This is a genomic window from Pseudomonas svalbardensis (assembly GCF_030053115.1).
In the GTDB taxonomy this organism is placed as follows: Bacteria; Pseudomonadota; Gammaproteobacteria; order Pseudomonadales; family Pseudomonadaceae; genus Aquipseudomonas; species Aquipseudomonas svalbardensis.
In genome coordinates this window covers 1,834,048-1,846,149 of record NZ_CP125619.1, presented here as the reverse complement: position 1 = coordinate 1,846,149, position 12,102 = coordinate 1,834,048, and the positions used below count along the sequence as shown (strand labels likewise).

Below are 12,102 nucleotides of genomic sequence, written 5' to 3'. Positions count from 1 at the left end.
CGGTTAGCCGCCGGCCGCGGGAGCGAAAATCGTGCCGAGGTAGGCTTCGCTTTCGCCCAGGCTGATGCTGTCGTTGAGGCCCTGGCGCAGGTATTTCACCAGCTGCGGTTGCAGGGAGATCGCCAGGTCGGTTTCCCGATCACCACCGGCCACATAGGCGCCGACGCTGATCAAGTCACGACTCTGCTGATACCGCGACCACAGTTGCTTGAAATACTGGGCGCGCATCATGTGTTCCGGCGTAACCACCGACGGCATGACCCGGCTGATGGACGCTTCGATATCGATGGCCGGGTAATGACCTTCCTCGGCCAGGCGCCGGGACAGCACGATGTGCCCGTCGAGCACGCCTCGCGCGGCGTCGGCAATCGGGTCCTGTTGGTCATCGCCTTCGGACAAAACGGTGTAGAACGCGGTGATCGAACCGCCGCCCTTCTCCGCGTTACCGGCCCGCTCCACCAGTTTCGGTAGTTTGGCGAACACCGATGGCGGATAACCCTTGGTCGCCGGCGGCTCGCCGATGGCCAGGGCGATTTCCCGCTGGGCTTGGGCGAAACGGGTCAGGGAGTCCATGAGTAACAGGACGTTCTTGCCCTTGTCGCGGAAATACTCGGCGATTCGCGTGCAGTACATCGCAGCGCGCAGACGCATCAGCGGCGCATCGTCCGCCGGGGACGCCACCACGACCGAACGCTTGAGGCCTTCTTCACCGAGGATATGCTCGATGAATTCTTTAACTTCACGACCCCGCTCACCGATCAGCCCGACGACGATGATGTCGGCCTCGGTGAAGCGGGTCATCATGCCCAGCAGCACACTCTTGCCCACACCCGTACCGGCGAACAGGCCAAGACGCTGACCGCGACCGACCGTCAACAAACCGTTGATGCTGCGAATGCCCACGTCCAGCGGCTCGCTGATCGGTTCGCGCTTGAGCGGGTTGATGGTCGGGCCGTCCATCGGCACCCAGTCTTCGGCCTTCATCCCACCCTTGCCGTCCAGCGCGCGACCGGCGCCATCGAGCACCCGCCCGAGCATGCTCATGCCCATCGGCAGACGGCCGGTATCAGCCAGAGGAACCACACGGGCACCGGGAGCGATGCCGGCAACGCTGCCGACCGGCATCAGAAACACCTTGCTGCCGGAGAAGCCCATGACTTCGGCTTCGACCTGCACCGGGTGATAACTGTCGTCATTGATGACCATGCAGCGGCTGCCCATGGCGGCGCGCAAGCCCTCGGCCTCGAGGGTCAGGCCGACCATGCGCAGCAAGCGGCCTTCAAGGATCGGCGCGCCTTCCAGCTCCGTGGCCTCGGCATAGCTGCCGAGGCGCTTGGCGAAGCTAGTGCGATCAAGGCGCATCGGGATCGTCCAGTTCGGGTTCGACCGGCGCGACCGCTGGCTTGTCGCTGATCGGCAGCTCCAGGCTCAGATCCGGTTCGGCCGGGTGCAAGGCCTGTTCGTGCAACTGATCGAAGAGCTTGTCCATGACCCGCGCAACGCGGGTTTCGACCGTGGCATCGATGCGACTGTGTTCAGTCTCGACCCGGCAACCGCCGGGCAACAACGCCTCGTCCTCGACGATGCGCCAGGTTTCTTCATGGCGTTCGCGCAGGGCTTTGACCTGCTCGAAGTCTTGCGGATTGATGTACAGCCGCACATTGCCCACGCCCAGCGGCAAGAGCTTGAGGGCTTCACGCATGACGTGTTCGATCTGCGTCGAGTCGATGGCCAGTTCGCGCTGAATCACCTGTTTGGTGATGTGCTGCACCAGGTCGACCAGGGACTTTTCGATCAAGGTATCCTGCTCGGCGATAGGCTCGAACAAATGCCCCATCAATTGCTCCAGAGCGGCAATCTTGGCGGCCAGGGCCACCTCCGCTTCCTGACGGACCTTGAGCGTGGTGCTATGGAAACCTTCTTTTTCGCCCGTGGCGAAGCCTTCGTTGTAGGCCTCCTGGCGAATGCTTTCGAGTTCTTCGAGGGTCAGTGGCTGGACTTCATCCAGTGGCACCTCTTCCATTTCCGGCGGCTCGGGCTCAGGTTCCGGCTCGGGTTCCGGCACGAACGGATCGAAACTGGGCAGCGACCAGACATCGAAACCACCGACGTCCTTGCCACGGATCAGGTCGGTGTTGGACTCATCATGTTTGGACGACATAGTGACCTTAGATCATCTCTTCGCCGCCCTTCCCGCCGAGAACGATTTCTCCGGCTTCGGCCATACGGCGGGCAATGGTGAGGATTTCTTTCTGCGCGGTTTCCACGTCGCTGACGCGCACCGGGCCTTTGGCCTCGAGGTCGTCGCGCAACAGTTCGGCCGCCCGTTTGGACATGTTCTTGAAGATCTTCTCTTTGACGCCTTCGTCCGAACCCTTGAGGGCCAGCACCAACACGTCGGAGGACACCTCGCGGAGCAGGGCCTGAATACCGCGATCGTCGACATCGGACAGGTTGTTGAACACGAACATGAGGTCTTCGATCTGACCGGACAGGTCTTCGTCGACTTCGCGAATCGAGTCCATCAGCTGACCTTCGATCGAGCTGTCGAGGAAGTTCATGATATCTGCCGCACGCTTGATGCCACCCAAGGTGGTGCGCGCGGCATTCGAGTTGCCGGAGAACTGCTTCTCGAGAATCTGGTTGAGTTCTTTCAGGGCCGCTGGCTGCACAGTGTTCAGCGAGGAGACTCGCAGAATGATGTCCAGACGCACCTTGTGGTCGAAGTTGCCCAGCACTTCGCCCGCCTGATCCGGATCGAGATACGCCACCACGATCGCCTGGATCTGCGGGTGCTCGTAACGGATCACGTCGGCGACGGCGCGCGGTTCCATCCACTTCAGGCTGTCGAGGCCGCTGGTGTTGCCGCCCAGCAGGATCCGGTCGATCAGGCCGTTGGCCTTGTCTTCGCCCAAGGCCTGCGTGAGCATTTTGCGCACGTAGTCATCGGAGCCGACGCCGAGGCTGGTCTGGTCGCCGACGATGTCGACGAACTCGCTCATCACCTGCTCGACCTGCTCGCGGTGCACGTTACCCATCTGGGCCATGGCCACACCCACACGCTGGACCTCTTTAGGCCCCATGTGGCGCAGCACTTGGGCGGCGTCGGTAGATCCCAGGGACAGCAGCAGAATCGCGGCTTTGTCGACCTTGGACAGTTTGGCGGCAACGGCTCGGTTATCACTCATCTGCGTTAATCCACTCTTTCACGACCTGGGCCACGCGACCCGGATCTTCTGCCACCAGACTCTTGATTGCATTCAACTGTGCGTCATAGCCTTCGCTCGGGCTCGGCAGCAGAATGCTGGTCGGGCCACCGAGACTGACGCGGTCGTTGGCCAGTTCGCCGTCCAGGCCGCCCATGCCACCCAACTCGACGTCGCTACCCAAGCCTGCAAACTGCTTGTCTTTGCCGCCACCGGTGATGTTGTTGAGCACCGGACGCAGCACACCGAACACCAGCACCAGGATGAACAAGACACCCAGCACTTGCTTGACGATGTCCCAGAACCACGGCTGGGAGTAGAACGGAATTTCGGCAATCACTTCACCGCGCTCGGCGGAGAACGGCATGTTGATCACGCTGACGCTGTCGCCACGGCTGGCGTCGAAGCCGACGGCGTCCTGTACCAGGCGAGTGAAGCGCGCCAATTCATCGGCGGTCCACGGCGCACGGGTGGTTTCACCGTTGGCCGCGTTGATCTTGACCTGGTCATCCACCACCACCGACACCGAGAGGCGATTCAAGCGGCCCTGCTGTTGTTTGGTGTGGCTGATGGAACGGTCAAGCTCGAAGTTCTTGGTGGATTGTTGACGCTTGTCCGCCGGGTACGGTGCAAGCATAGGCTGGCCGGTGGCCGGGTCCATGATTTGCTGACCATTGGCATCCAGCAGTGGCTGGCCTGGCTGCACCATGCCGGCCGACGCGGTAGCGCCACCGGTGGTTTGCGGCGCAGAGGCTGGCGCTGGTGGCTGGTTGCTCAAAGCACCCGGCACACCTTGCGGACCATTGCTGGCGGTACGTTGTTCGTTGACCGACTGCTCGCTGCGCAACGCAGGTTGGTCCGGGTTGAACTGCTCGGAGGTCGACTCGACGGCACTGAAATCCACATCGGCCGAGACTTCGGCTTTATAGCGATCGTTGCCCAGCACCGGTTGCAGAATGTTGTGCACGCGCTGAGTCAGCATGCTTTCCATGCGACGGCTGTAATCGAATTGCTTGCCGGCCATGGTCAGTTCGGAATTTTCCGCCTGATCCGACAGCAGGTTGCCCTTCTGGTCGACCACGGTGATCTGGGATTTGCTGAGCTCGGGAACGCTGGTCGCGACCAGATTGATGATCGCCACCACCTGACCCGGCTCCAGCGAACGGCCGGAATACAGCTCAACCAGTACCGAAGCGCTTGGCTTGCGTTCATCACGCACGAACACCGAGCTTTTCGGAATCGCCAGGTGCACGCGGGCACCCTTGACGTTGTTCAGGCTGGAAATGGTGCGAGCCAGTTCGCCTTCGAGACCGCGACGATAACGGGTCGCTTCCATGAACTGGCTGGTGCCCAGGCCCTGGTCCTTGTCGAGAATTTCAAAACCGATGTTGCCATCGGTGGGAGTGACACCAGCGCCCGCGAGTTTGATTCGCGCACGGGACAGATCATCGGCCTTGACCAGCAAAGCACCGGAGTTCGGTTCAACGGTATAGGGAATGTCGGCTGCGGCCAGGGTATCCATGACCTGTTTGGCGTCCATACCGGCAAGGCTGCCGTACAGAGGCCGGTAGTCCGGCTGCTGGGACCACAACACCACGGCAAAGCCAATCGCCACGCTCGCAGCCAGGCCGACCAACAGGCCTACCTGACGCAACATGGTCATCTCGGAGAGGTTTTCCAGGAAGGACAACCCGAACAGCGGCGGTTTGCCGTCTATTGGAGTGGCCTTGGCCGGAACATTATCGGCGACTGCTTCTGCCATGACTCAATTCGTCCTTAAACCGGCATCTGCATGATGTCTTGATATGCCTGAACCAGTTTGTTGCGCACTTGGGTCAACGCCTGAAAAGACACGCTGGCCTTCTGCGAGGAAATCATCACGTCCGTCAGGTCGACGCCGCTCTTGCCGATCTCGAAGGCACTGGCCAACTGACTGGACGCCTGTTGGGTGTCGTTCACTTTATTGACGGCCTGACCGAGCATGTCGGAAAAGCTGCTGCCACCCATTGCAGGAACAGCGGCAGTCGATTTCGACGCAGACATGGCATCCATTTGCATGGAGCGCATGTCCAGCATCAATCGATTGAATTCAATACCTTGGCTCATGGTCTCTCTCTTTGACGAGCTACGTCTTTGGCGACCCGCGATTTTTTTGACACTCACTCGGCGGGCAGTGAGGTGTTAGCAACAAGGGTGCCAGCTCCGTGGTCGCTCTAAACAAAAGCCATCCAGGGCTTTGCATTGCTAACGAATCAGGTGGCGAACAAATAAGCTTCCACGTCCATTCCGGCGTCACGCATCTGCGCCAGCTTGTAACGCAGAGTGCGCGGACTGATGCCCAGTCGCTCGGCGGCTTCTTTGCGACGACCACGCTCGGAGCGCAAGGTATCAATGATCATCTGGAATTCACGGCGCCGCAGGTCATCGCCGAGGGCGCCCGCCGATTCGGCGTCGACTTCTACTGCGCGCACAGTCGTTGGCGGCAATGCCGGCAACGGCGCACACGCCACAGGCCCGGCAAGACAGAAATCCTCAGGCTGTATCAATCCGCCCTGCTGCAGGATCAACGCTCGCTGAATCGCGTTATCCAGCTCACGCACATTACCCGGCCATGGATAACCGATCAGACACGCCTGAGCCTCGGGCGACAGCTTTGCCGCGGCATGCTTCATTTTATTGACGTACTTGGCCAGAAGACGCTCAGCCAACGGCAGGATGTCGGCGGTACGTTCGCGCAACGGACGCCAGGCCAGCGGAAACACCGACAGGCGATAGTAAAGGTCTTCGCGAAAACGTCCCGCCGCCACCTCACCCGCCAGGTCACGGTTGGTGGTTGCCACGACTCGAATATCCAGCGTGATCGGCTTGCGTGAGCCGACTCGCTCGACTTCGCGCTCCTGCAAAACTCGCAGCAACTTGGCCTGGAGCCCGAGGGGCATTTCCGAAATTTCGTCGAGCAGGATCGTGCCGCCATCAGCCTGTTCGAACTTGCCGGCCTGCGCCGCGATGGCGCCGGTGAACGAGCCCTTTTCATGACCAAACAACGTGGCTTCGAGCATGTTGTCGGGGATGGCTGCGCAGTTGATCGCAATGAACGGCTGACTGGCACGATGGGAGTGCTGATGGATGTACCGCGCCAGCACTTCCTTACCGGTCCCGGACTCACCGGAGATCAATACCGTGGAATCACTGCGCGCCACCCGTGCGGCCAATTCCAGCAATTGCGCACTGGCCGGCTCGAACGCTACAGGCCCCTCGCCCTCGGTCGCACCGAGGCTGCCCAGCGCATGACGCGCCACCAGATCGAGCAATGCCTTGGGCTCGAACGGTTTGACCAGGTAATCCGCTGCGCCCTGACGCATCGCATCGACTGCCCGCTCTACGGCGCCGTGAGCCGTCATCAGCAACACCGGCAGTTGCGGCTGACGAGTGCGCAGCAATCCGAGCAGTTGATGACCGTCCATGCCCGGCATGTTGACGTCACTCAGCACCAGGTTGAACGCCTCATTACCGACCGCCGCCAGCGCTTCTTCTGCCGAGCCTACGGCCGTGTAGTCGTGCCCCGCGAGCAGCAGCGTATCCGCCAGTGCTTCGCGTAGCGCGCGGTCGTCCTCGACCAGTAAAACCTTGATTGGCATGTCCTTCACTCCGCTCCCTGAGCGCTGGGCTTTTCATCGAAAAAAAGCGGCAGGATGACCTGCGCGCAAGTGCCGCGCCCCAGCCGCGAGCGCAGTTGCAATTCTCCCTGATGGGCACGCGCCACTGCCTTGACCACGGTCAGGCCAAGGCCGGTCCCGGTGGTCTTAGTGGTAAAAAACGGCTCGCCGAGTCGTGCCAGCACTTTCGTGTCGATGCCACTGCCGCTGTCACTGACAGATACGCGCAGGTTGTTGTCACGGGTATAGAGGTGGACCTTCAAGCGGACGTCACCGGCGCTGGCCTGGATGGCGTTCTCGATCAGGTTCAGGATCGCCCCGACCAGCGTGTCGCGATTGCACAGCAACTCGCCGGAATGACTGTCGCACTGCCAGCGAATCGGCAGGTCCTGCACATGGGTCAGTGCAGCCGCCTGCAGCGACTGCATCAGCACTTTGGGCGTGACGCGATCGGTCAGCGGCAGCTCGCCGCGCGCAAACACCAGCATGTCGCGAACCTGATGCTCCAATTCATGCAGACGCTCTTTCAAGCGCCCGGCAAAACGCTGCTGGGTCTCGACCGGCAACGCTTGCTCAGTCAAATGACTGGCGTAGAGCAAGGCGGCGGATAACGGTGTACGAATCTGATGAGCCAGCGAGGCGACCATTCGACCGAGGGACGAGAGTCGTTCGTGGCGGGCCAGCTGATCTTGCAGATGACGGGTTTCAGTCAGGTCGTTGAGCAACACCAACTGACCGGGCTCGGCATCCAGCGAGCGAGTGGAGATCGACAAACGCCGACCGTCCTTGAGCGAGATTTCGTGACCATCGTCTTCACGGGGCGCAAAGCAGCGGGCAATGACATGACGCCACAGCTCGCCTTCGAGGGGCAGACCGAGCAGTTCGCAGGCAGCGGGGTTGGCTTCGCGCACGATGCCTTGGGCGTCGATGACGATGACGCCGCCGGGCAACAGATCGAGGAGGTTTTGCAGCCGGTTGGCCAGGCGTTCTTTTTCCGCCAATTCCTGCATGCGCTGAGCGCTGACCACCGCCAGCTCACCCTTGAGCTCGGTGACCCGCGCTTCGAGCATGCTGTAGGAATCGGTCAATTGGCTCGACATCTGGTTGAACAGTGCAAACGCCTGCTCAAGGCCAAGCCGGCTCGCCTGCTCTACGGACGACGGTTGTCCCGAAGCGTCAGGGACAGGAGACATCTGGGCGGCTTGGGGCATCGTGCTCTCTCGCTTGGCTGACCGTCAGTTAAACGGAACGTTGCGAGGGATGTAGCAATACCCGTGCCTAAAAAAAACCGCCTACAAATGAAGGACTTGAAAAACAGGCGTCAATCATCCGCCTGTTCATCTCCATCACGACGGCTCATGCCGTACTTGCGCATCTTTTCCACCAGTGTGGTGCGACGAATACGCAGCCGCTCTGCCGCGCGCGCCACGATGCCATTGGCATCATCCAGCGCCTGCTGAATCAGCCCTTGTTCCAGACCACCGAGGTAGTCCTTCAGGTCCAGGCCTTCCGGCGGCAGCATGGCGCCGGCAGAGAAGTCCGGAGTATGACCGTTGATGGCCACGCGCTCTTCAAGATCGCTGCGCAAGCTGTCGACCAGTTGCTCGTCCTCATCGTCGACGTAACGGAATTTCTTCGGCAGCTCGACCACGCCGATCACCCCATAAGGATGCATGATCGCCATGCGCTCCACCAGGTTGGCCAGCTCGCGAACGTTGCCCGGCCAGCCGTGACGGCACAGCGACATGATCGCCGCGGAATTGAAACGGATCGACCCACGCTTCTCGTGCTCCATGCGCGAGATCAACTCGTTCATCAGCAGCGGAATGTCTTCGACACGCTCGCGCAGTGGCGCCATCTCGATCGGGAACACGTTCAGGCGGTAGTACAAGTCTTCGCGGAAGGTACCGATCTCGATCATGCTTTCGAGATTCTTGTGGGTCGCCGCGATGATCCGCACATCGACGCTTTGGGTCTTGTTGCTGCCCACGCGCTCGAAGGTGCGTTCCTGCAAAACGCGCAGCAGCTTGACCTGCATCGGCAGCGGCATGTCGCCGATTTCATCGAGGAACAGCGTGCCGCCATTGGCCAGTTCGAAACGCCCGGCGCGGCTGGTGATTGCCCCGGTGAAGGCGCCCTTCTCGTGGCCAAACAGTTCGCTTTCCAGCAACTCGGCCGGGATCGCCCCGCAGTTGACCGGTACGAACGGCGCGTCACGACGCTTGGAGTGATAGTGCAGGTTGCGCGCAACCACTTCCTTGCCAGTCCCGGATTCGCCGAGGATCAGTACGCTGGCGTCGGTGTCGGCGACTTGCTGCATCATCTGACGGACGTGTTGAATCGCCCGGCTGGTGCCGACAAGACTACGGAAAAGATTGGGTTCGCGATGGCGACCGCGCTCGCGGGCCTGGTCGTACATCTCGCGATAGACCTGGGCACGGTGCAGGGAGTCGAGCAATTTGCTGTAGCTGGGTGGCATTTCGAGGGTCGAAAGCACTCGGCGACGCTGGTCTTCTGGCAAGTCAACGGAAGAATTATCGCCCATTAACAAAACCGGAAGGAACTCATCCCAGGTTGAGAGTGTCTTTAACAAGCCCGTAAGTGCGCCAGGTGCATTGACCGTCCCGATGAGGACACAGATCACTTCACGACTTGATGACAATGAGCCGACAGCCTGCTGCCAGTCATGGCTACCGCAGGGTAAATTTTCTTCGCCAAGAAAATTTAAAATCACGGCCAAGTCGCGGCGACGGACGCTATCGTCATCAATCAGCAGAATTTTGGTTTCACGCCACATGCAATTGCAACTTCCCTAGTCAACTCAATGCCCGAAATGAGGGGGCAAGCTAGACGCTTGCAGACACGTTGATGCCTGTAGACGCCTGAAATGTTCAACCAGCCACTAGTTAAGTCAAAAAACCGCGCACAGTCAAATTTATGGCGCACTATGTTTGTATTAACTGACGGTTAATCAACCAAACAGATGGTAAACCTTTGCCGCCTTCTGCGCTTGGGTGATCTGCGACATCTCGTCGACGATCGCTTGGCGCTCTCCCATCGTGGCCGTCAACAAATCCTTGTACACCTCTAGCAACCCCTCCAGATTGGTCCGCAACGCTTCTTCATCGATCGGCGCCTCGCTCAGCACCTCATCGACGCATTCGCGACAGGCCACATCCAATTCGCCGATCGCATCCCAATTACGCGCGGCCAAGGCGTCAACCAAGGCTTCGCGTGTTTCTTCAATCCGCTGCAATGCTTGACTCATGACGTCATCCTCAGGCTCGTGGGCCTATTGATTGGCAATACCATCCCAACCGCTTTTCAGGGTTTCGAGCAAACCCGAAACCTCATCGATGATCGCCGCATCGTTATCGCGGTTGGCCTCCATCAGGCGCGTCATCATGTAGGCATACAAGTTGTCAAGTTGCTGCAGCGACGCCGGGTCTTCGGTCTTTTCCGGGTTCAGACCGTCACGCAAGCCGATAACGATGTCGACCGCCTTGCCCAGCATCAACCCCTTGAGAGCGATGTCGCCACGCTCCATTGCACCCTTGGCTTGCGCCATGCGATCCAGCCCGCCTTCCATCAGCAACTGCACCAGGCGATGTGGATTGGCTTCAGAGATCTGGGCGTGGGAATTGACCTTCTGGTATTGGCGAAGGGCTCTCATGGGGTTCATGTTTCTACCTCGTGACAGACAACAACTGAAAAAGGGATTGCTCTAATCATTATGTCGACTGAGCGATACATAACTTTAACCCAGACCCACCACCAATGAAAAAACCCAGGCACTGTCATTACAGACTGCCTGGGTTTTTTTATGCCTGATGCGGATCAGTCCGACTTCGGATTGTTCAGCGCATTGAGCGTGGTCATGATGCTGCTGCTCTGCGCCCGCAGCTTGGCCACCAGTGAGTCCATGGCGGTGTACTTGGCGGACAGGCTCGCTTGCAGGCTGGTCATGCGTGCGTCGAGGGAATCCTGCTGCTTCTTCAAATCGTTAAGACTATTGGTCAGGGTTGCTGAACGAGCAGCGAACACGCCAGTCTTGCTCAAGGCAAAGCTATCAGTGGCGGACTTCATGCGCGCCAGCAAACCGGTGTCGCCAGTAAAGATACCGTTGATGTCGGAGGCGTTGGTAAGGGCCGCGGCGTCGAACAACTTATCGTCGACGGAGAGCATCCCAGTCTTTTGATCGGTTTTAACGCCGAACTGAGCGAGCGATTTCAACTGACCCGTCCCGCCCATCGCGTTCAGCTCGGTACGCACCGCCGACATCAATGAACGCAGGGAGGCATCGCCAGTGAGGGCGCCTGACGTCACCGAACCATTGGCATTGGTGGTGACCTGAGTCTCTGCATTGGATGCCTTGATCAAGGCGTTGTAGGTATCAACGAACCCCTTGACCGCTGACTTCAACGTCGCTGTGCTCGCAGACACCGTGATGGTTGCTGGCGTCGCTGCACCACCACCGGACGGCGTCGGCGACACACCAGTCAGCTTGACCGTGATCCCGCTCACGGCATCGGCGATGGTATTGGACTTGGAGATCATCGACACACCATCCAAAACGTACGCGGCGTTCTGCGGAGGAGCAAGGACGGTGACACCTGTTTGCAGGCCTGAGTTACCCGACAGCGTCAGATCCGTACCAACACCGGTTGTGGTCGAGGTCAGTACCATACGAGAGCCACTGGCGTCGGTCAGGATGTTGGCACTCAAGCCCTTGTTGGCGTACTGCGAGTTGATCGAGTCGCGGACTTGCTGCAACGTCGCGCCGGCGGGAATGCTAACATCGAAGGTATCGCTGCCCTGCTTGATGCTCAGCGTGGTCGGCACCGAACCGGCGTTGACCACCGTAGATGCACCGCCGGCATAAACCTGGGTGGAAATCTTCGACGCAGTTGCCAGCTTGGTAACCAGCAGCGAGAAACTGCCAGCCGCCGCGCCAGTGCCGGTGGTAACGGTGGCCACCTTCTCATCGGACGACGACCCGCTCAATCCGCTGAAACTGGAGGCAGTTTTCATGTTCTCCAACGCACTGCGGAAGGCTTCCAGCGCCGCCTGAATTTTACCGATGGACGACAGCGAGGTGGTTGCTTTCAGCGTCTGATTGTTGATCTGCGTTTGCTTGGGCGCTCTTTCCGCGTCCACCAAAGACTTCACGATCGACTGGGTATCGATGTTCGAACCAATACCGCTAACCGTTGTACCCGCCATCATCTCTCTCCTTATCC

At 59.7% G+C, this 12,102-nt stretch carries 11 protein-coding genes; all 11 read right to left on the bottom strand.

The genetic code is table 11. The features are described from left to right. Positions 1 to 3: 3 nt before the first annotated feature. Positions 4 to 1,362 (bottom strand): flagellar protein export ATPase FliI, encoded by a 1,359-nt coding sequence (gene fliI, locus QFX16_RS08400; RefSeq protein ID WP_046046383.1) that lies wholly within the window; start codon positions 1,360 to 1,362, stop codon positions 4 to 6. Next, a complete protein-coding gene (gene fliH, locus QFX16_RS08395; protein ID WP_283183561.1) occupies positions 1,352 to 2,161 on the bottom strand; it encodes a flagellar assembly protein FliH in 810 nt (269 codons plus the stop codon). The genes fliI and fliH overlap by 11 nt, the downstream gene beginning before the upstream one ends. A gap of 7 nt (positions 2,162 to 2,168) precedes the next feature. Further along, positions 2,169 to 3,188: a flagellar motor switch protein FliG gene (gene fliG, locus QFX16_RS08390; RefSeq protein ID WP_282377484.1), complete on the bottom strand. Its 1,020-nt coding sequence runs from the start codon at positions 3,186 to 3,188 to the stop codon at positions 2,169 to 2,171. Further along, positions 3,181 to 4,968 (bottom strand): flagellar basal-body MS-ring/collar protein FliF, encoded by a 1,788-nt coding sequence (gene fliF, locus QFX16_RS08385; protein WP_283183560.1) that lies wholly within the window; start codon positions 4,966 to 4,968, stop codon positions 3,181 to 3,183. The genes fliG and fliF overlap by 8 nt, the downstream gene beginning before the upstream one ends. A 14-nt stretch (positions 4,969 to 4,982) precedes the next feature. Next, complete coding sequence (gene fliE / locus QFX16_RS08380) at positions 4,983 to 5,312, bottom strand: flagellar hook-basal body complex protein FliE (protein ID WP_283183559.1); 330 nt, start codon at positions 5,310 to 5,312, stop codon at positions 4,983 to 4,985. A 146-nt stretch (positions 5,313 to 5,458) separates the two neighbouring features. Next, entirely contained in the window at positions 5,459 to 6,844 is a 1,386-nt protein-coding gene (locus QFX16_RS08375) for a sigma-54-dependent transcriptional regulator (protein ID WP_283183558.1), read from the bottom strand. 5 nt (positions 6,845 to 6,849) lie between these two features. After that, positions 6,850 to 8,055, bottom strand: coding sequence for a sensor histidine kinase (locus QFX16_RS08370; protein WP_283184535.1), 1,206 nt, complete (start codon positions 8,053 to 8,055; stop codon positions 6,850 to 6,852). A 128-nt stretch (positions 8,056 to 8,183) separates the two neighbouring features. After that, the gene (locus tag QFX16_RS08365; RefSeq protein ID WP_283183557.1) at positions 8,184 to 9,659 is read right to left on the bottom strand and encodes a sigma-54 dependent transcriptional regulator; all 1,476 of its coding nucleotides are present in this window, start codon (positions 9,657 to 9,659) and stop codon (positions 8,184 to 8,186) included. 174 nt (positions 9,660 to 9,833) lie between these two features. Next, a complete protein-coding gene (gene fliT, locus QFX16_RS08360) occupies positions 9,834 to 10,130 on the bottom strand; it encodes a flagellar protein FliT (RefSeq protein WP_283183556.1) in 297 nt (98 codons plus the stop codon). A gap of 24 nt (positions 10,131 to 10,154) precedes the next feature. Then, entirely contained in the window at positions 10,155 to 10,544 is a 390-nt protein-coding gene (gene fliS, locus QFX16_RS08355) for a flagellar export chaperone FliS (protein WP_283183555.1), read from the bottom strand. Positions 10,545 to 10,699: 155 nt separating this feature from the next. Further along, positions 10,700 to 12,085 (bottom strand): flagellar filament capping protein FliD, encoded by a 1,386-nt coding sequence (gene fliD / locus QFX16_RS08350; protein WP_283183554.1) that lies wholly within the window; start codon positions 12,083 to 12,085, stop codon positions 10,700 to 10,702. Between the last annotated feature and the right edge of the window lie 17 nt (positions 12,086 to 12,102).